This window comes from Kribbella sp. NPDC051587 (assembly GCF_044453945.1).
GTDB lineage: Bacteria > Actinomycetota > Actinomycetes > Propionibacteriales > Kribbellaceae > Kribbella.
On sequence record NZ_JBITDE010000001.1, the window covers coordinates 448,504 to 468,679 of the forward strand.

The window sequence follows — 20,176 nt, forward strand, 5'->3', positions numbered from 1 at the left end:
ATGACGACACGCACCATCCTGCTCGCTGCACCCCGGTCGTTCTGCGCCGGGGTGGAACGAGCCGTCGACATCGTCGAACGACTACTCGCGGCCCGGTCCGGGCCGATCTACGTCCGTAAACAGATCGTCCACAACACCAGAGTCGTCGACGACCTTCGCCAACGTGGCGCGATCTTCGTCGACGAACTCGACGAGGTGCCAGCCGGCGCCACCGTCGTCTTCTCCGCACACGGGGTTGCGCCGGTGGTCCGCCGGGACGCCGCGCAGCGCGGACTCGACGTGGTGGACGCCACCTGCCCACTCGTCACCAAGGTGCATCTCGAGGCCCGTCGGTACGCCGCTCGCGGCGACACCGTGGTCCTGATCGGGCACGCCGGTCACGAGGAAGTGGAGGGCACACTCGGCGAGGCACCCCAGCAGACCGTACTGGTGGAAACGCTGGCTGATGTCGAGGCGCTGGAGGTGGACGATCCGAACCGGGTCTCCTACCTGACCCAGACCACCTTGGCCGTGGACGAGACCACCGCCCTGATCGATGCCCTACGCAACAAGTTCCCCGGTGCCCGCGGACCGGACACGGCCGACATCTGTTACGCGACCACCAACCGGCAGTCCGCGTTGAGCGTGATTGCCGAGGAGGCCGATCTCGTCCTCGTGGTCGGCTCGGCCAACTCGTCGAACTCGGTCCGGTTGGTCGAGCTCGCCGAGCGGAACGGCACGACGGCGTACCTGGTGGACCGGGCGGACGACGTACCGCTGGCGTGGTTCGACGATGTCCGCGTCGTCGGGCTGACGGCGGGCGCCTCGGCACCGCCGGAGCTGGTGCACGAGGTGATCGAACGGATCGCGTCCTGGGGTCCGGTCCAGGTCATCGAGCACGAAGTGACCCGGGAGACCGTCCGGTTCACGCTACCCCCGGCGGTGAGGCCAGCATGAGTCTGTATCTGAGCGGTGTGCTGTGGGTTGTCGGCATCATGATCGTCACCGGCATCCTGGCCGTCGTCCTGCGCAAGGCCCGGCAACGGGAGGGGCGCGAGGCCAACAACGAGGTGGCCGGCCAGGTCTTCACGATCGTCGGTGGCGTCAACGTGGTCATCGCCGCGTTCGTGTTGATCTCGTTGTTCGACGGAATGGATTCCGCCGAGAAGACGACGTACACGGAGGCGAATGCACTCGTCGCCGTGCGCTGGTCGGGGAACGCGCTGGCCGAACCGGCCAGGTCGCAGGTCGAGAAGCTGACCAAGGAGTACGCGACCGAGGTCGCCGAGCGCGAGTGGCCGGCGATGCAGGACGGTCGCGAGGTCAGTGGGCAGGGCTGGACGCTGCTGTCCGAGCTGCAACGCACGGTGGAGCAGGCCAAGACCACCACGCAGCGGCAGGAGGACAGCCGGGCCGAGGCTGCCACCCAGGTCTGGGCCGTCTACGAGGCCCGGCAGGATCGGCTGAACTCCAGCGGTAGCGGGGTCAGCTCCGTGGTCTGGTTCGCGATCATGATCGGCAGCGTGATGTCGGTCGCGCTGATGTTCATGTTCGGCGGGCCGGGGCTGTACTCGTACGCGTTCATCGTGTCGATGCTGGCCGGGGCGATCGGGTTGCTGCTGTTCGCGATCTACCAGCTGCAGAACCCGTTCAGCGGCGGTGCGAATGTCGGCCCGGATGCGTTCCTGTCCGCGCTCCAGCGTTTGGGCGACAGTGGGTGAGGCTCGTCGAGCGCTCGCCTGTGCCGCGGTGGTGGCAGCCACCGCGGCCGGGGTGGTCGTCCTGGCCGCTCCCTCCGAGGCGGCGACCGACTGCTCGTTCTTCGACTTCCAGTCGACCGGGTACACCTCGCTGTCCCGGCTGGTCCGGGTCGACCTGCCGGCCGGGACGTCGACCGACCTCGGCCGGCTGGACTACCAGGTCCAGGCGGCCGGATTCTCCACCAGGCAAGGACTTGTGTACGGCGTCGCGACCCGCGACCGGAAGGGATGGCTACTGCGTCGGCCGCGGCTGCTGACGATCAACAGCCGGGGTGCGGTCACCGATCTGGGTGAGGTACGGCGTGGGGTCGGTGGCCTCGCGGACCCTGTCGGTGGCGCGGTCCGGGGAACAAAGTTCTACGTGCGGGATGTGCATCGGCTCTTCACGATCGACCTCGATCCGGAGAGTCCGACGTACCGGAAGGTGGTGGGCGACGTGCGGCTGAAACCCGTGACGTTGGGATTGACTGTGGACGACTTCGGGGCCTCACCGGTGAGCGGGACGCTGTACGGCGTCTCGACCGCCGGGCATGTCGCGAAACTGGTGAGCCTCGACCCGGTGAGTGGCGCCGTGCGGGTGGTCGCCTCGGTGCCGGGGATTCCCTGGCAGGACTCGTACAGCTCGGTGGTGGTGGGGGCGTCGGGGGTGTACGCCGTCCACACCGGGCATGGCCGGACGAGCCAGGTGTTCCGGATCGGGTTCGACGGGTCCTCGACGCAGATCGCGTCGTGGCGGTCGTTGGCGTTCAGCGAGGCGGCGGGATGTCTGCCGCGCGTCGCGCCACCGCCACCCCCGCCGACTCCCACTCCAACCCCGCGGCCGCCTCGGCCAACGCCGACACCGACGCCGCGTCCGACACCTACTCCGACGGCTACCGTCCCGGCGCCGCCGCGGCCGACTCCTACACCTACCCGCACGCCGACTCCCACGCCGACACCAACCCCAACGCCAACTCCCACGCCTTCGGCTGAGCCGCAGTTGGAGGTGCCTGCGCCACCGCCCAGCCCGACGCCGACACCGACTCCAACGCCGCGTCCGCCCGCACCGCCGAGGGAGTTCGTCGCCGCGCAGCAGGCGGCGGCCAAGCCGGAAACACCGCACAACACCGTGCAGGTTCTGCGGCGCTGGTCGTTGGCGACGGTCGTACTGATCTTCACCGGTGCCGCAGCGATGGCTGCCCAGCGGCGAATGCGGCGCTCATGAACGCGCCCTGCGTCGAAGCACGACGCGATCATGAACTCGAGGTTCTGCACGATGCCCTGGGCAAGGACGCCGGGCTGATCCTGGTGATCGGCGAATCCGGAGTGGGCAAGACCCATCTGCTGCGGCAGGTGGCCTCACAACACTCGGTGCCGTGGTTCATCACGCAATGCCTCGCCGGTACGTCGTCCCTCGACGCCCTGCTCGAGGTGCTCGGGGTCGACGCGGCGGAGGCCGATCGGCGAGCTGCGGTTCTGCGCGGGCTGGAGCGACTCGGACCGATCGTGCTCGCCATCGAGGACTTGCAGTGGGCCGATCCGGAGACCCTGCGGCTGGTGCGCTTCATCGCGGCACGCATTCCGTCCGGAGTGCACCTCGTGGTGACGTGCCGTCCGGAGGCGACGGAGCGGGGCTTCCTTGCCGAGCGGATCACCGAGGTGCGCCTCGGCCCGCTCGATGCCGGCGAGGTGCAAGCCGTAGCTGCGAATCAGCTGGACGGGCATGTGTTGTCGCCCGCGCTGGCCGAGGAGCTGACTCGGCACAGTGGCGGATTGCCCTTTGCCGTGCTGGAGTTTCTGCGGACCATCAAGCCTGGTTCGGCCGTCGAGCGCGACGTACGGCGGGCGTTGGTCGAGACGCCGCCGCCGGTCGCGTTGCGGGCCTCGTTGGGGATCCGGATGCGCGAAGTACCGGAGTCATGTCGACATGTCGTTCGGGCGGCGGCCGTGCTGACGACCGCTGCTCCGGAGTATCTGCTGGGAACCGTGGCCGGGCTGACCGGACCGACGTTGACGGCGGCGATCGACCATGCGCTGACGACCGGTCTGCTGCATGAGCAGCGTCCGGGGCTTTACGATCACCGGCACACGCTGGCTCGACGTGCGGTGCTGGCGATGTTGCCGCCGGACGAGTTGCGGCGGTTGCACCGGCAGGCTGCCCGGGCGTTGATGGCGATCACGCCACCACCGCACGCACGGATCGCCGAGCATGCCCGGAGGGGTGGCCTGCTCGGTACCTGGCTGACGCACGCCGAGCTGGCCGCGGACCATTTGGTTGCTGCCGGCAACCTCATGGCCGCGGCCGATCAGCTCACCGCGATGTTGCAGGTAAGCGCCTTGCCGTGGACGGACCGGGCCCGGATCGCGACCAAACTCGGCCGGACCACGCTGGTCGACAGCAATCGGTGGGGCGACGTGATCGCCGTACTAGGTGGGGTGCTGGCTGAGTCCGACATTGCCGGAGTGACGCGTGGCCGGCTGCGGCTGGTCCTTGGGTTGCTGTTGCACGATCGGGCCGGGGACATCCGATCGGGGCGTCGCGAGTTGTGCGCGGCCGTGTCCGAGCTGGATGGCGATCCGGGGTCGATCGCGTGGGCGTTGTCGGCCTTGGCGGTGCCGACCCACGGTGGGGAGCCGATCACTCAGCAGCGAGTGTGGCTGCGGCAGGCCCGGTCACTCGTGCAGGAGACGGTCGACGGTCCGACGCGCTGCGCCGTACGGACGAATGAGGCCCGGTTCCGGCTGGCGACGGGTGAGCTCGACCCGGCGCCCGGTGCCGAGGCCGCTGGTGCGCGGGCCTGGCTCGGGCAGCGGCAGACGTTTGCGGACGTGGGACCGGATCGCTACTCGCGTGCGGTGGTGGCGGCCGCTCAGGTGCGGGTGGCCTTCGCCGCGGCCGATTGGGCGACACTCGAGGAGCGGTTGGCGCGGGCCCGGATCGCGGCCGAAGGTCTGTCACTGGTGCTGGCAGAGCTCGACCTGATCGACGGCCGGCATCGATTGGCTCGCGGCGATGTTGCCACCGGCAAGGGGTTGCTGGAGACCGTGATCACCCGAACATCCCTGGGACCGTTGCCATTGCACGCGGCCGCCGTTGCCGCCTGCCCCGATGCGGTCCACGATCACTGCCTGGACGTCGTACGGCGGAAGGGGTTGTGGGCGACGTCCGCCGATCTGGTCATTCAGGTCTGTACGGCGTTGATGCGGGCCGACCGGGTTGAGGACGCGACGCAGTTGGCCGACGAATTCGCCGAGGCGGTCGGCGATGTCAACGCACCCGCGGCCGCAGCGGCGGCCGCGCTGGTCGATGCGGTCGCGCGGCCGTCCGTGGCCGCGTTCCAGCAGGCAGCCGCGCAGTACGCCGCTTTGGGCTGGCGGTACTACGAGTGCCTGGCGCAGGAGCAGCTCGGCCGCTACCTGCTCGCCCAGGGCGACGCCGAGCATCTCACCACCATCGCGCGCCAGTACGACGCTCTCGGGGCGCGTGGAGACGGTGAGCGCTGTCGGGATGCCCTGCGGGCTGCGGGCCACGCGGCACCGCGGAAGCGTGGGCGGCGCGGTTACAACAACAAGCTCTCACCACGGGAGCTGGAAGTGGCCCAGCTGGCCGCACAGGGTCTCACCAACCGGGAGATCGCCGTCCAGCTGAACCTGTCCGTCAGCACGATCGAGGACCACATCACCAGCACCTTCCGCAAGCTCGGCGTCAGGTCCCGACGGGCATTGGGGCCACTCTTGTAAATCCGTTCTCATCGCAGCGATGAGTTCTCCCTCCGGCGATGGTCTATATCTGTGAAGGACCGCTAGCCGGAGGGAACGGATGGACATCGAGGAGGAGTTCGCGCGGCATCGCGCCGAACTCGTCACGCACTGCTACCGCCTGCTCGGCTCGCTGCACGACGCCGAGGACGCGCTGCAGGAGACCTACCTGCGCGCCTGGCGCGGGCAGGCCGGCTTCGAGGAGCGGTCGTCGGTCCGGACCTGGCTGTACCGGATCGCGACCAACGTCTGCCTCAACCAGTTGCAGCACAGCAGCCGGCGCGTCGTCCCCTCCGCCCTCGGCCAGCCCGGGGCCGACCCGGACGAACTGCGGCCGCCCGCACTCGAGGTGAGCTGGCTCGAACCGCTCCCCGACCTGATGCTCGGAACCGATCCGGCGACCGTGGTCGGCGACCGGCAGAGCCTGCGGCTGGCCGTGGTGGCCGCGATGCAGCACCTCGCCCCGCGGCAGCGCGCCGTACTGATTCTGCGTGAGGTCCTGACCTGGCCGGCCGCCGAGGTCGCCGCGACACTCGGTACGACGACTGCGGCGGTCAACAGCTCGCTACAACGAGCCCGGGCCGAGCTGGCGCGGATCCGCCCGGTCGAGGACGACCTCAGCGAACCGGACGAGCCGGCCCGCCGTGCCCTCCTCGATCGATTCTCAACCGCCATGGAGAGCAAGGATCTCGCCGCGCTGGAAGGACTTTTCACGGCGGACGCCCGGTGGGAGATGCCGCCGATCCCGGACTGGTTCAGCGGGCGGGACGCCGTACTGGGGTTGCTCGACAGCAAGCTGCAGTCCGGTCCCGGCCGGCGGGTGCTGGTGGAGACCGCGGCGAACGGGCAACCGGCGTTCGGGCTCTACATCCGCGGCGCGGATGCGTCCTTCCACGCGCACTCGATCAAGGTCCTGACACTCGTCCCGGCCGGGATCAGCGCGGTCCTGGCCTTCCACAGTCCTGGGCTGTTCCCGGCCTTCGGACTCCCCTTGACCCTGGCTAGGAGTGAACACAAAGATGTCTAAGGCAACTACCTTGCGAGCACTGCACGTGCCCGGTACGCCGGTCGTGCTGCCCAACGCGTGGGACGCGGCCTCGGCCCGGATGATGGAGTCGGCCGGGTTCGCGGGCGTGGCGACGAGCAGTGTCGCGACCGCGGCCGTCCTCGGGTACGACGACGGCGAGCAGGCACCCGTCGACGAGGTGCTGGCCGCCACAGCGCGGATCGTGCGATCGGTCGCCGTACCGGTCACTGTGGACTTCGAGCGTGGTTATCGGCTTTCGCCGGCCGAGCTCGTCGACCGGCTGGCCGCGATCGGCGTGGCCGGCGTCAACCTGGAGGACTCGGATCCGGCCGGCGGCACCATGATCGACCCGGGCGAGCAGGCCGAGTTCCTGGCCGCGGTCCGCGCCGCGGCCGGCGACACCTTGGTGATCAATGCCCGGATCGATGTCTTCCTGCGCCAGGCAGGTACCACTGACGAACAGTTCACCGGGGCGATCAAACGCGCCGCCGCCTATCTGGAGGCCGGTGCGGACTGCGTCTACCCGCTCGGTCTCGGAGACCTCGACCGGCTCGGCGATCTCGTCACCGAGACACCCGGTCCGGTGAACGTTGCCTACGGCCAGGGCGCACACTCGTTAGCCGACTATGCAGCCCGCGGCGCCGCCCGGATCACCTTCGGCCCGATGCTCCAGCGGACCCTGTACGGACGCCTGTCCAGCACTCTCGGCGCGCTCACGGCAGACCGGAATCCGTTTGCCGGGTAATTGGTGCGTGTGGGATTCCGCAGCCGGGGTACCGCCCGATAGGTAGGACGAAGCAACCATCGAGAGAACGGGGAAAGACGATGGGTATTTTCGACAAGGCCAAGGACGCCCTCGGCGAGCACGGCGACAAGGTTGACGAGGGCATCGAGAAGGCCGGTGATTTCGCCGACGAGAAGACCGGTGGCGAGCACGCCGACCAGATCGACAAGGGCCAGGAGTTCGCCAAGGACCGCCTGAGCGGCCTCGGCGGCGACGACCAGAACAGCTGAGCCGTACGCCCGGTCACCGCCAGCTCTTGGCGGTGACCGGGCGGCGCAGTTTCAGGCGGTCACCGGCCCGACGCTGTCCGGCGTACTGGACGGCATAGTTCACCGGCTGTAGACGGTGGTTGACGGATCGATCGTTTGTACCACCAGGAACTATTGCCCGGCGGGTTCGCTCCCCGTGGTTCGCGACGTACGCTACGAACCACTATCTGATGCAGGGGGGAACTTGCTGATGAGTCGGCTGTGCCGTGCGCTGGTGTGGATCTCGGGGGCCTCGGCCGGGCTGGGCGCCGCACTTGCGGCGACGATCCCGTTCGAAGACGTGGAAATGGTGGACATCTCGCGGCGTGGGGGCGTGCCGGGAGCTGCTCATGTGGCGGCGGACCTGGCGGATCCTGCGTCCTGGCAGGTGGTGGCCGCTGACTTCGATCAGCGGCTGAGTGATTTCCGTGGTGACACTGTGGTGTTCATCCACAGCGCTGCGACGCTGACGCCGTTGGGATCCGCGGACCTGGTGGAGGCCGAGCCGTACACCCGCAATGTTCTGCTCAACTCCGCCGCGGCACAGGTACTGGGCCATGCGTTCCTCACCGCGGTGGCGCGAGCCTCGTACGACAAGCACCTGATCGTGATCTCGTCCGGTGCTGCGCAGAACCCGCACGAGGGTGAGTCGAGCTATGGCGCCGGCAAGGCCGCGATCGATCAATGGGTTCGCACGGTCGGACTCGAGCAGGAACGGCGTGCCCCTGGCTGCCGGGTGATCTCGGTGTCACCGGGTGCGGTCGACACCGAAATGCAGGCCGAGCTCCGGGCCAGCTCGGTGCCTGACGCGCACCGGTTCCGACAACTCGAGGCGGACGGTCAACTGGCCAAGCCGGAGAACGTCGCCCGCATCATCTGGTCGCTCCTGGACCGGGACCTGCCGAACGGCAGCGTCCTGCACGTCCGTGACTTCAGTTGACCCGGCTGCGACGCCGCTTGGGGTTGCAGCCCTGGATCACCGGAACGCCGGGGACCGACTGCGGTTGCGGTGGTACGACGGGACGGTCGGCCGACAGCGCCAGAATCCCGTGCGCGAGCAACTGACCGAACTTCGAGCGCGGATCGTCCGGATCACCGAGGATGTCCAGGGTCGGCACGATCACGGCCGAGACGTGCTCCTCAATCGTTGCCTTCTGCAACAGTACGGCGAACCCGTCCGGATCGGTCAGGGCGTCGTCGACGTGCACGGTACCGAGGATGTGTCCCTGGGTCCGGGCTGCCTCCGCGAGCAGCTGTTGTTCGGTGCCGATCTCGAAGTGGCGCAGTGAGCACCGCCGCTGCACGTAGCCGAGAGCGAGTGGCATCGGCCGACTGATCATCATCGTCACTGACCCCCGTCAGGTGATTGCACCGACCGGGCCAGCCGGTGCACTTGCCGTCGTGTCGCCGGATACAGCTCGGCGTAGGTGCGGAACAACGTCGCGTAGGTACCGGCGGTCTCCGGATCCGGGTGGACGGTGTGATCAAGCTCCGCCCAATCGGTCTCCGGTGCGACCAGTCCGATCCCGATCGCGGCCAGCAGCGCATCGCCGTACGCCGCTCCGATCGTTTGCTTCGGTACTTGCTGTTCCAGACCGCTCACATCACTGACGATCTGCGTCCACAGACCGCCTTGGGTGCCACCACCAACCGCCACCACTCGTGCCGGCTGACCGGCTGCGGCTTCGAACTCGGCCACGATCTGCCGAACCCCACAGGCAATGCCTTCGTACGTCGCACGCAGCAAGTGGCCGCGTCCGTGTCGTAGCGTCAGTCCGGCGATCACACCGCGCGCCAGCGGGTCGTAGATGGGCGTCCGCTCGCCACTGAAGTACGGCAGCATCACCAGCCCTTCGCTACCGGCCGGGACCGCCGCTGCCTCGCTCACCAACGTCTCGAACGGCACTCCCCCGGTCAGGTCCTGCAACCAGGTTGTGATGATGCCGGAGGTCGCCATACCGGCAGCCAAGGTGTGTGAGGCTCGCTCGACACCGGAGGTGGTCCAGAGGCCGCGCACACTGGTTGGTGTGGTCAGCACCTGGACGAAGAACATCGTCGAGCCGTACATCAGCATCAGATCGCCCGGCTTGCGGACACCGACGCTGAAGGCCTCTGCCCACGCGTCCACAGTGCCGGCAACCACCGGAGTGCCCTTGGCCAGGCCAGTCGCTGTCGCAGCCGCCTCGTGCACGATGCCGACCTGCTCAGCCGGCCACACGAGTCTCGGCAACGCCAGACCGGGGAGAACCGCTTCCACCCAGTCGGTCGCCCACTGCTGCTTCTGGATGTCGTAGAACGGGTCGCACTGGCTGGCGGTGTGATGGTCGAGCACCCACTCACCGGTCAGCTGCGCAATGACGTACGTGTGAGCGCTGAACCATCGGTCCGTGGGACGCCAGTCGGCTCCGGCGGCCCGCCGCAACCATGCCAGCTTCGGACCGATCGCCTGACTGGACAGGTCCTTGCCACAGCGGGCCAGGATCGCGTCCGCGCCGAGCCGGCCGGTGATCTCGTCGATCTCCACGGTCGCGCGGGTGTCAACGCCGTACAGGATGGCTTCGCGCCGCGGCTTGAGGTCGTCGTCGGTCTGTACGACGCACGGTCCGAGACCGGAGACGCAGACGGCGGCGATGCGCTTGTCCGGGTGGGCCGTGGTGAGCTCGCGCAGCACCTCGACCACATCACCCCACCAGTCCCGCTCGGCGTCCATCTCGGCCCAGCCGGGCTGCGGGAACGTCGGCGCGTGGTCCCTCCTGGCTGTGCCGATGAGCATGCCGTCCGGAGTGGTCAGCACGGCCTTGGTACTGGCCGTGCCGATGTCCACGCCTATGAGGTGGCTCATGCGGTCACTCTCCGGCGTGGGAGGAGGCCGGACAAGGCAGTTCCCCAGGTGTTCAGCAACACCATGGTCACTAGCAACAAGCCTTGGCAGATGTTCACCACGTGCGAACTGACGCTCAAGGACAGCAGTCCGGCGCCCAGCAACTGCATGGCGATCGCTGCGATCACCACACCGGCCACAGTGAGGTAGCCGCCTTCCGGATCCACGCCAGCCAGTACGGCGATCACTACGGCCAGCAGCACGTAGGACGAGCCGTAGTCCGAGTTCGCGCCACCTGCTCGCGCGGAGATAATCAGACCGGCCACACCACCGAGCGCACCGCTCATCACGTACGTCGCGAGCAGCACTCGGGCTCTCCGGATGCCACTGAAGTCGGCAGCGGTCGGATTGGCACCGACCAGGCGCATCCGGAAGCCCAGTGGAGTCTTGGCGACCACCACGCCGATGATGACGGCCACGATCAGCATGACCCAGAAGATCAGCGGGATACCGGCGACCGTGAGCAACGCAAGTCGTGTGAAGGACTCCGGCAGTCCCTTGACGACAGTCCCACCGGACGCGACCAGTGCGAGTCCTGAGAACAGCTGTCCGGTCGCCAGAGTCGCCAGGATCGGCGGTACGTGCTTGTAGCCGACCAGCAGCCCGTTGACCGCGCCACAAGCCAGTGCGACACCGAGAGCAGCCAGCATGGCCAGACCGGGCGACTGGTGGCCGTTGGTCATGATCAACGCAGCCACGACACCGGACAGGTTCGCGATCGACACCACGGACAGGTCGATTCCGGCGGTCAGCATGGTCAGCGCCATCGCCAGGCTGAGGATCCCCACCTCGGGCGACGCCAATTCGACGTACTGGAGGTTCTGACCGCTCAGGAAGACGGGCGGCTTCAGGATGCCGAAGACGACGACGATCGCGACCGCCACGACCAGGAGCCGGATGAAGCTCGCGCGCGTGCCCATGGTGAGCAGCAGCCTGCGGAAGCGCTCAGGCATTCGTCACCTCCGGCGCGGGCGCGTCCAGGATCGGCCGGATCCGTTGCCGGCGGCTGATCGTGGTCTGCAGCAGGATGCCGCCGATCAGCAACGCACCAACCGCTGCACGCTGCCAGATCGTCGGGATTCCGAGGGGCACCAGCGACGCCGTCACCAGCGAGATCAGCAGTACGCCGAGCACCGCGCCTCGCACTGTGCCTTTGCCACCGGCGATCGCGACGCCGCCGAGCACTACCGCTGCCAGGGTGTCGAGCTCGCGGCCCATGAAGGTCGTCGGATCCGCGCGTCCGCTCAGAGTGACCGAGATGATCCCCGCCAGACCGGCGACCGCACCGGCGATCGCGAAGACCAGCACGCGGGTCCGTGGTACCGAGATCGCGGCGCGCGAGGCTGCCTCGGCGTCGCCGCCGACCGCGAACACGCTCCGGCCGGCGATCGTGAAGCGCAGGAACGCCCAGACCAGCACGCAGACCACGAGGACGACCAGGATCAGTACGTTGAGGCTGGTGGTGCCGCGGACCGCTCCCTTGACGGTGATGAGGTGCGTCGTGCCGAGCGTCTGCAGGGGCTGCGGCAGCGACGAGATGACCTCGCCGCCGACGAACGCGAACATCGCGCCGAGGTAGATCGAGCTGGTGGCCAGGGTCGCGATCAGGACCGACGTCCGGGCCACGATGACGACGGCCGCGTTGATCAGGCCGAGACCGAGGCCGATCGCCGTACTGATGGCGAAGGACGGCACGGCACCGAGTGCACCGTCGCCTTGCGGGCCCCACTTGACGGTGGCGTAGGCCGAAAGGATGCCGACGGCAAGGAACGAGACGTCGATACCGCCGGAGACCACGACCAGCATGACGCCGACCGCGAAGAGGATGCCGACCATCGAGGCGGTGAGGACGTTGAAGAGCGTCTGCAGGCCGAAGAAGTCCGGGAACTTGAGGCTGACCGCGAGGATCAGCAGAGCCATCAGGCCGACCAGCAACAGCTCCTGGTTCTTGATCAGCCGCTTCATGAGGCTGTCACCGCTTCGACCACGGTGTCCTCGCGGAGCTGATCGCCGGTGAGTTCGCGGACGATCCGGCCGCTGCGGACGACCAGGATCCGATGGCACATCGAGATCAGCTCGGGGACGTCGTCGCTGATGATCAGCACGCCGAGACCCTGCAGGGACTGGGCATTGAGGACACCGAGGATGTCGAACTTGCTACCGACATCGACCCCCACCGTCGGTCCGTTCAGGATCAGCACCTTCGGCTCGCCGACGAGCCACTTGCCGAGCAGCACGCGCTGCGCGTTCCCGCCGGAGAGCGAGCGGACCGGGTCGGTCAGCTTGCCGAGTTTGATCCGCAGATCGCGGACCACCTGGGTCTTGCGCCGCTCGATCGCTTGGGACCGAAGGAAGCCGCGCCGGGCCGGCAGGTGCGTCGCGACGATGTTGTCGCCGATCGGCTGGTCGAGGAACAGGCCCTGGGTCAGCCGGTCCTCGGGCACGTACCCGATGCCGGCCTTCACCGCATCGCCGAGCGCCTTGATCTCGACCGGTCTGCCGAGCACCTCGATCGTGCCGGTCTGCGCCGGCTTCACCCCACAGATGGCTTCGGCGATCTCGGTCCGCCCGGAGCCCAGCAGCCCGGCCAGGCCGACGATCTCGCCGCGGCCGATCTCCAGGTCGACATCGGCGAACAGCGGCTCACGGCCGAGGCCCTTCACCTTGAGGGCGGGCGCGCGGCCCTTGTTCCGGGGCGCGACCCGATCGAAGCTCTGACTGCCGCGACCGGTCATCGTCTCGGCCAGCGACGCGTGGGTGAACTCGTCCGGCCGGCCGCTCGTCACGACCGCGCCGTTGCGCAGGACGGTGACCCGCTCGGCGATCGAGAAGATCTCCTGCATCTTGTGCGAGATGAACGCGAGTGCTACCCCGGCCTCCTTGAGCCGGCCGACCGCCGCGAACAGCGCGTCGACCTCCTTCCAGGTGAGCGCGGTCGTCGGTTCGTCCATCGCGATGAACTTCGCCTCGTGCGCGAGCGCCCGCGCGATCGCGGTCAGCTGCCGCTCGGCGACAGTCAGTTCGCCGACCGGGATGTCCAGCTCGATCTCCACACCGAGCCGTACGACGGCCCGCTCCGCCAGAGTGCGGGCCGCCGTACGGGAATAGAGGCGCCGGCCACCGGCCACGGATCCGGGCAGCGCGATGTTCTCGGCGGCGGTGAGGTTCGGCATCAGGCTGAAGTCCTGGTAGATGACCTCGATCCCGGCCGAGAGCGCCTGCCGCGGCGTGAGGTGGTCGTACGCCGTACCGGCAATCACGACCTGGCCGGAGGTCGGGCGGTGGGCGCCGCTGATCACCTTCAGCAGCGTGGACTTGCCACAGCCGTTCTCACCCACGATGCAGTGCACTTCGCCGGGACCGAACGTCACGCTGACGTCCGTCAGGGCCTGGACGCCTCCGAAGCGCTTGGAGACGCCGACCGCTTCGACGATGGGAGCTGGCATCGGAACCCGTTCAGAAGTCGTAGTTGCCGATCTCGGCCCTGGTCAGCACCAGCATGGCGTCTCCGAGGAACACCTTGGGGTTCTGTGGCGAGACCGCGAGCTTCTCGTAACCCTTCACGCCCAGGTTGGTGCCGTCGGCGAGTTGCTTGCCGTCGACAATCAGCTTCGCGGCACTCAGCATCGCCTCGCCGGCCAACTCTGGGTCCCACAGGTAGATCGCGTCGATCGAGCCGTCGTCGACGAACGCCTTGGTCTGCGACGGGACGCCGGTGCCGAAGACGCAGGTCTCGTTCTGCAGTCCGGCCTCCTTGACCGCCCGGGCGATGCCCGGAATGTCCTCCGACGACGCGCCCTGGAAGCCGGCCAGCTTCGGGTGTGCCTGGAGCAGTTCCTTGGCCTTGCGGTACGCCTGGTCGCCGTTGTTGTTCGACTCGACCGGAGCGCTCACCCGCTTCATGCCGGGGAACTTCTGCTGCTGCAGCTCGTACGCCGCCTGGGTCCAGGCCATGTGGGTCGCGGCGGTCAGCGTGCCGACGAACTGGACGTACTCGCCCGTGCCCTTCATGCAGGCGGCCATGTCGGTCATGATCTTCTGCCCGTACTTGGCGTTGTCGAACGCCTCGATGTCCGCGTCGACATCGGTCAGGGCCGGCGCCTCGTGGGTGACCACCTTGATCCCGGCCGCCCGCGCCTGCTTGATCACCGGGATCACCGAACTCGGGTCCGACGGCACGATCGCCAGCGCCGCGGGCTTCTGCGCGATCAGGCCCTGGATCAGGCTGACCTGCTGCTCGGGGCTGTTGGTCGAGGGACCGGTCTGGGTGGCGGTCACCTTGGCGGTGGTCGCGAACTGCTTGACGCCGGCGTTCATGCGGTCGAACCAGGCGATGCCGGTCAGCTTGACCACATTGATATAGGCGCCGCCCGCACTGGATGAGGAGGAGGGGTTTCCGGCGGGCGGCGCCGTACTGCCCTGGTCCACCGTCCCGCACCCGGCAAGCATCGCGATCAGTACAGCGCCGGGCACTAGCAGTGACGGCCTGAGCATGCGAAACTCCTTCGAATGGTTCGGCAAACCAGCGTTTGTATGGTGCACGTTTTCGCACGTTTGCTTGCACGAATTCGTGCAGTGCGCCTCACTCTGGCGGCTGGTTCCGGTCTATGTCAATGGTGAGTGACGACCCGATTCCGGGCAGTTGCGACCTTACGGCCTGGTGACCGATGGTTTACAGTCGAGCACTATTCGAAGGCCGGAGGGAGGCGACCGATGCGGTTACGGCTGAACGCGCGTCAGCGTGCGATTCTCCGTGAGGTCGAGGGCCGCGAGTACGTCGAGGTCAAGGACCTCGCGCACCGGCTCGACGTCGACGTCTCGACGATCCGCCGTGACCTCCAAGGACTCGTCCGCGACGACCTGGTCGAACGCCTGCACGGCGGCGTCCGGCGCCGTACCGTCGAGAGCCCGCCGGTCGCCTTCAGTACGACGCCCGACAGCGGCGTCGACGCGATCGCGCACACCGCCCGCAGGATGGTCCGCAACGGCGACCGGATCGCCCTCGGCGCCGGCGTCTGCATCGACCGCCTGGTCGGCACCCTGTTCGACGTCGAGGACCTCACCGTCGTGACCACGGACCTGCAGTCCGCCGAACGCCTCAGCCGCCAGCCCAACATCCGCGTCGTCATCGCCGGCGGCGAACTCCGCGACGCCCCCGGCTCCACAGTCGTCTCCGGCGCCGCCACCGCCGAGTTCCTCGCCGCCCAGCAAGCCGACTGGGTCTTCCTCGAGGTCGACGGCATCCACCCCTTCGCCGGCATCACCAGCTCCCACACCTGGCACGTCTCCACCGCCCGCGCCCTGCTGTCGGCCGGCGACCGCCGCGTCGGCCTGGCCCGCTCCCAAGCCTTCGGCGCCCGCTGCGTCGGCTTCATCGCCGAAGCCTCCGAACTGGACCTCGTCATCACCGACGACCGCCTCACCGACGCCGAACTCCCCGCCTTCGCCGGCCGCATCGTCCGCGCCTCCCTCGACCCCACTGACGACTGGCGCACCGAACAACCCCCCACCTACCACGCCCCCCGCCGCCTCTAACCACCCCATTTGGTGGGTTCACCCATCCCCTTGCGGGTGGGCCAACCGCAATGCAATAGGCCAACCCACCATCCGCCTGGCCTACCCACCAAATGCGGCGAGGGAGTGGCGGCGCACCGGCGGACGGGGCCATCCGACCTTAAGCACGGTTCAACCACTTCGGCGGGCGTCGCGTGGTTGAGGGGTGCTCAAGGTGTCACGGGCTGGGGTATGGGTCGCCGGGGGGCGGGTGTGGTTGCGGCGTACCGGCGGGCGGGTAGTGGTTGGGGATTTGGGTTGGCGGGCGGCGGGGCGGTGGGGGCTGGGGCTGGGAGTACCCGTTCTTCGGTACGGCGTTAGTCGGTGATGGCTCGACTGAGGTAGACGGCGGCGATGAAGGTACGGAAGAGGGCCAGGGGGTCATCGGCGTGCATGCGGACGACGGTTTCGGATTGGCGGTCGACGTTGCGGAGGGCTTCGGCGAGGTCGGCGTGGGCGCGGGTGTGGAAGCGGACCGTTAGTTCGGGTGCGGTCGGGATGGTGGGTGGTTGGATGTCACCCTGGAGGGCTCGGCGGGCGGCTTCGTGGATGAGTTCGCGGGCTCGGTCCGGGTGGATGGAGAGGGCCGCGTTGTGGGAGATGGACTGCTTGATGACGACGCCTTCGGCGGCCGGGATGAAGGGGCGGGCCTCGTCGATCGTGGTCTGGTCGCCGGTGATGAGGACGATCGGTACGTCGTACGCCTGGGCGACGAGCGTGTTCACGGCGGCCTCACCGGCGATCACGTCGTTCAGGCGGACCTCGGCGATCGCGCGCGGGTTGTAGGTGTGGTGGAGGACGGACGACGTCGCGCCGGCCGAGCCGTGGTACGAGATGAAGAAGATCGCGTCGAACGAGGCGTCGAGACCTTCCATCATGTAGAGCGGTTTGTGCTTGCCGGACAGGTAGCTCGCCCGGCCGTGCAGTTCGTCCGGGCGGAGGTTCTGCATCGTCGAGTGTGAGTCGTTGACCAGGAACTCGGTCGCGCCGACCTCGAGCGCGCCGTCGATCGCGGCGTTCACCTCGGCCTGCAGTTGACTGCGGTAGTACTCGTACTCCGCGCTCGGTGCCCGGCACTGCGACCAGTCGACCACCCCGGCCGTGCCCTCCATGTCGGTCGACAGGAAGATCTTCATCGGGTCAGCAGACCGTATCGGTCGCGACACCGAGGGCCTGGCGGTGCAGGCGGTCGAGGTATACGGCGGTCGGGATCGTTGCGAGCAGCAACGAGATGTCGCAGCGCGGCCCCGAGTGCCGGAGCTTGTCGACCCGGACGAGCTCGGCCAGCAGATCGACCGTCAGCTGGTCCAGTTGCTTGCGGACGGCATCGAGATCGGGGCCGGTGGTCGGCGCGGACTCCGGGTGCTGGGCCCAGTGCGCCAACAGCCCGCGCTGCACGACCTTGCTCGCGTCGATCTGCGCCTGGAAGAAGCTCGCCGTCTCATCAGGGTCGATCCCCAACTGAACCGCCGACGCACGGACCGACACCAGGATCTGCTGCTCCCGCACCGGGTCGTCCACCGGCTTGCCACTGAAATACTTGGACGCGGCGACATCGTCACCCACGACAATCCGCCGTACGACGAGATCGGTCAGCCGCTCGAACCCGACCCGCGACTGCACGGTCGTGACCTGCGTCGGAGCGGGTTGGGCGAAAGCCGGCGTCACCACCTGACTGCCCCCGAGAACCGCCGCCACCAAGAGCACTCGTCCGACCAGCCGCATCCGTGCCTCCACTGTCGAGATCCAGTTGACCTCCGCGACTTTACGCCGCCGCTTGGGTCGCGAACTGGGTGGCGTGGAGTTCGGCGTACAGGCCGTGGGCGGCGAGGAGCTCGTCGTGCGTGCCGTGTTCGCGGATCTGGCCGTCGTCGAGGACGAGGATCTGGTCGGCCTTGCGGATCGTGGAGAGGCGGTGCGCGATGACGAGAGAGGTTCGGCCGACCAGGGCGTTGGCCAGAGCAGCCTGTACGGCGGCCTCGGATTCGGAGTCGAGGTGAGCCGTGGCCTCGTCGAGGATGACGATCGAGGGCGACTTGAGGAGCAGGCGGGCAATGGCCAGCCGCTGCCGTTCACCACCGGACAACCGATATCCGCGATCACCGACGACTGTGTCGAGCCCATCGGGCAGACTGTCAACCAGGGTAGCGATCTGAGCCGCTTCGAGCGCCGCCCGCAGGTCAGCTTCGGTTGCATCGGGGCGGGCGAGCAGGAGGTTCGACCGGATCGTGTCGTGGTACATGTGCGAGTCCTGCGTGACCACGCCGATCACATCGCGCAGCGAGCGTTGCGTGACCTCGCGGACGTCATGACCGCCGACCAGGATCGCGCCACCGGTGACGTCGTACATGCGGGAGACGAGCGAAGCGAGTGTGGTCTTACCGGCACCGGACGGGCCGACGACCGCGATCATTTCGCCGGGACGGACCGAGAAGCTGATGCCCTTGAGCACCTCTTCACCCGTCTCGGCCGACAGCGTCGCCACCGACTCGAGCGAGGCGAGTGAGACCTCGGCAGCCGACGGGTAGTGGAACCTCACCTGGTCGAACTCGAGCGACGGTTCGACATCGGCCGGCAGCTCCTTCGCATCCTTGCAATCGGCAACCATCGGCGGAAGGTCGAGCACCTCGAGGACCCGCTCGAAGCTGACCAGCGTGGTCATCACATCGACCTGGACGTTGGAAAGCGCCGTCAGCGGACCGTAGAGGCGCGTCAGATAGGCGGTCAAGGCAACGACCGTCCCGATCCCGAGCGCACCCTGGACCGCGAAGACACCACCGACGCCGTACACGAGAGCAACCGCGAGCGCCGCCACCAAAGTGAGCGAGACGCGGAAGATCCCGGCGTACATGGAAGTCGTGACGCCGATGTCGCGCACTCGCGCGGCCCGCTCGGCAAACTCCTTCGACGAATCCTGCGTGCGGCCGAAGACCTTGGCCAGTACGGCGCCTGCCACGTTGAACCGTTCGGTCATCGTCTGCGCCATGGTCGCGTTCAGCCGGTACGTCTCGGCCGTTGCCTCGCGCAACCGACCGGCCATCAGCCGGGCGGGGAGGATGAACAACGGCAGCAGTACCAGCGCGAGCAGGGTGATCTTCCACGACATCACGAACATCGCGGCCAGCACCAAGGTGACACTCAGGACGTTGCTGACGACGTTCGACAGCGTCGAGGTGAACGCCTGCTGGGCGCCGAGCACGTCGCCGTTCAAGCGTTGAATGAGCGCACTAGTCTGGGTGCGGCTGAAGAAGGCGACCGGCATCTGCTGCACGTGATCGAACACGGAGGTGCGCAGATCGTAGACGAGCCCCTCGCCGATCCGCGCGGAGAACCAGCGCTGAGCCAGCGTGACCGCACTGCTGACGATCGCGAGCAAGGCGACGACGAGCGCGAGCCAGATGACCAGCGCGGTGTTCTTGGGAACGATGCCGCGGTCGATGATCGCGCGGTACAGCAGCGGGGTCGCCGCGCCGGTACTCGCGTCGATCGCGACGAGAACGAGGAAGGCGGCCAGATAGCCGCGGTAGGGAACAGCGAACCCGGCGATGCGGCGCAGTGTGCCCGCGGACAGTTTGTGGTGCCGGACGGAGGAGTCCTTCAGCAACGAGCGCATCGCTCGCCCGCCGCCGCCTCCCGAGCCCGGGATCCCAGAGATCTGTGACATTGAAGCCCTTCGGTTGAGTTCAGATATACTGAGGTTACCTCACTATGAGGGAACCTCACAAGACCCCCACCGATAGGCTCAGCCCGTGAACGCCTCCGACGACACCGCGGAACAGATCGCCGCGCGCCTGGACGGCATCGTGCGCCGCCAGCGCCGCGCCGCCAAGGCCGACGTCGAGGGCCTCACCCACGGCCGCTTCCGCGTCCTGCGCACCCTCGACCAGGCCGGCCGCCCCCTCCGCCTGAGCGAACTCGCCACCCAGCTAGGCATCGTCCCCCGCTCGGCCACCTCGGTCGTCGACGACCTCGAGGCCGGCGGCCTGCTCGCCCGCCACCCCGACCCTCACGACCGCCGAGCCACCCTGGTCGCCCTGACCCCCGCCGGCACCGACCTCCTGACCGCCGTCCGCCGCAACCGCCGCGACGCCATGGTCACCCTCCTCGACCGCCTCACCCCCGCCGAGCAGTCCACACTCCTCACCCTCCTCAACCGCCTCGCCGACGACTGACAGTTCCCCGACGCCCGGTACGGCGATCGCTAGC

General features: G+C 68.1%; 18 protein-coding genes and 1 pseudogene. 10 read left to right on the plus strand and 9 right to left on the minus strand.

What is annotated here, in order from left to right; genetic code table 11:
* The 8 genes and pseudogenes from ispH to ACIA49_RS02100 all read left to right on the plus strand — a co-directional run bounded on the left by ispH (window position 1) and on the right by ACIA49_RS02100 (window position 8,476).
* Window positions 1–936 carry a 4-hydroxy-3-methylbut-2-enyl diphosphate reductase gene (ispH, locus tag ACIA49_RS02065; protein ID WP_396375227.1) on the plus strand — a complete coding sequence of 312 codons (936 nt, stop codon included), beginning with the start codon at window positions 1–3 and terminating at the stop codon, window positions 934–936.
* Complete coding sequence (locus ACIA49_RS02070; protein ID WP_396375228.1) at window positions 933–1,700, plus strand: hypothetical protein; 768 nt, start codon at window positions 933–935, stop codon at window positions 1,698–1,700. Before ispH ends, ACIA49_RS02070 begins: the two co-directional genes overlap by 4 nt.
* Window positions 1,693–2,943 carry a DUF6923 family protein gene (locus ACIA49_RS02075; RefSeq protein WP_396375229.1) on the plus strand — a complete coding sequence of 417 codons (1,251 nt, stop codon included), beginning with the start codon at window positions 1,693–1,695 and terminating at the stop codon, window positions 2,941–2,943. Before ACIA49_RS02070 ends, ACIA49_RS02075 begins: the two co-directional genes overlap by 8 nt.
* Entirely contained in the window at window positions 2,940–5,459 is a 2,520-nt protein-coding gene (locus tag ACIA49_RS02080) for a LuxR C-terminal-related transcriptional regulator (protein WP_396375230.1), read from the plus strand. The genes ACIA49_RS02075 and ACIA49_RS02080 overlap by 4 nt, the downstream gene beginning before the upstream one ends.
* A 76-nt stretch (window positions 5,460–5,535) precedes the next feature.
* A pseudogene (locus ACIA49_RS02085) lies at window positions 5,536–6,504 on the plus strand (sigma-70 family RNA polymerase sigma factor); the annotation flags it as partial.
* Window positions 6,497–7,249 (plus strand): isocitrate lyase/phosphoenolpyruvate mutase family protein, encoded by a 753-nt coding sequence (locus ACIA49_RS02090; RefSeq protein ID WP_396375231.1) that lies wholly within the window; start codon window positions 6,497–6,499, stop codon window positions 7,247–7,249. The pseudogene ACIA49_RS02085 and the gene ACIA49_RS02090, both read left to right, overlap by 8 nt.
* 80 nt (window positions 7,250–7,329) lie before the next feature.
* The gene (locus tag ACIA49_RS02095; protein ID WP_391543101.1) at window positions 7,330–7,518 is read left to right on the plus strand and encodes an antitoxin; all 189 of its coding nucleotides are present in this window, start codon (window positions 7,330–7,332) and stop codon (window positions 7,516–7,518) included.
* Between the two features lie 229 nt (window positions 7,519–7,747).
* Window positions 7,748–8,476 carry an SDR family NAD(P)-dependent oxidoreductase gene (locus ACIA49_RS02100; RefSeq protein ID WP_396375232.1) on the plus strand — a complete coding sequence of 243 codons (729 nt, stop codon included), beginning with the start codon at window positions 7,748–7,750 and terminating at the stop codon, window positions 8,474–8,476.
* Here ACIA49_RS02100 and ACIA49_RS02105 read toward each other — a convergent pair.
* From ACIA49_RS02105 to ACIA49_RS02130, 6 genes are read right to left on the minus strand one after another with little or no spacing between them, the layout of a single operon-like run.
* Window positions 8,469–8,879: a hypothetical protein gene (locus ACIA49_RS02105; protein ID WP_396375233.1), complete on the minus strand. Its 411-nt coding sequence runs from the start codon at window positions 8,877–8,879 to the stop codon at window positions 8,469–8,471. The two genes, ACIA49_RS02100 and ACIA49_RS02105, sit on opposite strands and share 8 nt — an antisense overlap.
* Before the next feature lie 2 nt (window positions 8,880–8,881).
* Entirely contained in the window at window positions 8,882–10,378 is a 1,497-nt protein-coding gene (locus ACIA49_RS02110) for an FGGY-family carbohydrate kinase (RefSeq protein WP_396375234.1), read from the minus strand.
* The gene (locus tag ACIA49_RS02115) at window positions 10,375–11,370 is read right to left on the minus strand and encodes an ABC transporter permease (protein ID WP_396375235.1); all 996 of its coding nucleotides are present in this window, start codon (window positions 11,368–11,370) and stop codon (window positions 10,375–10,377) included. Before ACIA49_RS02115 ends, ACIA49_RS02110 begins: the two co-directional genes overlap by 4 nt.
* Window positions 11,363–12,382: an ABC transporter permease gene (locus ACIA49_RS02120; RefSeq protein WP_396375236.1), complete on the minus strand. Its 1,020-nt coding sequence runs from the start codon at window positions 12,380–12,382 to the stop codon at window positions 11,363–11,365. The genes ACIA49_RS02115 and ACIA49_RS02120 overlap by 8 nt, the downstream gene beginning before the upstream one ends.
* The gene (locus ACIA49_RS02125) at window positions 12,379–13,863 is read right to left on the minus strand and encodes a sugar ABC transporter ATP-binding protein (protein WP_396375237.1); all 1,485 of its coding nucleotides are present in this window, start codon (window positions 13,861–13,863) and stop codon (window positions 12,379–12,381) included. Before ACIA49_RS02125 ends, ACIA49_RS02120 begins: the two co-directional genes overlap by 4 nt.
* Before the next feature lie 10 nt (window positions 13,864–13,873).
* A complete protein-coding gene (locus tag ACIA49_RS02130; RefSeq protein WP_396375238.1) occupies window positions 13,874–14,911 on the minus strand; it encodes an autoinducer 2 ABC transporter substrate-binding protein in 1,038 nt (345 codons plus the stop codon).
* Between the two features lie 219 nt (window positions 14,912–15,130).
* Between ACIA49_RS02130 and ACIA49_RS02135 the strand changes: the two genes are divergently transcribed.
* Window positions 15,131–15,952 carry a DeoR/GlpR family DNA-binding transcription regulator gene (locus tag ACIA49_RS02135; RefSeq protein ID WP_391543109.1) on the plus strand — a complete coding sequence of 274 codons (822 nt, stop codon included), beginning with the start codon at window positions 15,131–15,133 and terminating at the stop codon, window positions 15,950–15,952.
* Window positions 15,953–16,287: 335 nt separating this feature from the next.
* Here the strand turns inward: ACIA49_RS02135 and ACIA49_RS02140 are convergent, their stop codons facing one another.
* Genes ACIA49_RS02140 through ACIA49_RS02150 form a run of 3 tightly spaced genes read right to left on the minus strand, consistent with a single transcriptional unit; the run spans window position 16,288 to window position 19,634 of the window.
* A complete protein-coding gene (locus tag ACIA49_RS02140) occupies window positions 16,288–17,106 on the minus strand; it encodes a M55 family metallopeptidase (protein ID WP_396375239.1) in 819 nt (272 codons plus the stop codon).
* Window positions 17,107–17,110: 4 nt separating this feature from the next.
* Window positions 17,111–17,695, minus strand: a complete 585-nt coding sequence (aroQ, locus tag ACIA49_RS02145) for a gamma subclass chorismate mutase AroQ (RefSeq protein WP_396375240.1) — start codon at window positions 17,693–17,695, stop codon at window positions 17,111–17,113.
* A gap of 40 nt (window positions 17,696–17,735) precedes the next feature.
* Window positions 17,736–19,634 (minus strand): ABC transporter ATP-binding protein, encoded by a 1,899-nt coding sequence (locus ACIA49_RS02150; RefSeq protein WP_396375241.1) that lies wholly within the window; start codon window positions 19,632–19,634, stop codon window positions 17,736–17,738.
* A gap of 85 nt (window positions 19,635–19,719) precedes the next feature.
* Between ACIA49_RS02150 and ACIA49_RS02155 the strand changes: the two genes are divergently transcribed.
* On the plus strand, window positions 19,720–20,142 hold the full coding sequence (locus ACIA49_RS02155) for a MarR family winged helix-turn-helix transcriptional regulator (protein WP_396375242.1): 423 nt from the start codon (window positions 19,720–19,722) through the stop codon (window positions 20,140–20,142).
* Window positions 20,143–20,176 lie beyond the last annotated feature (34 nt).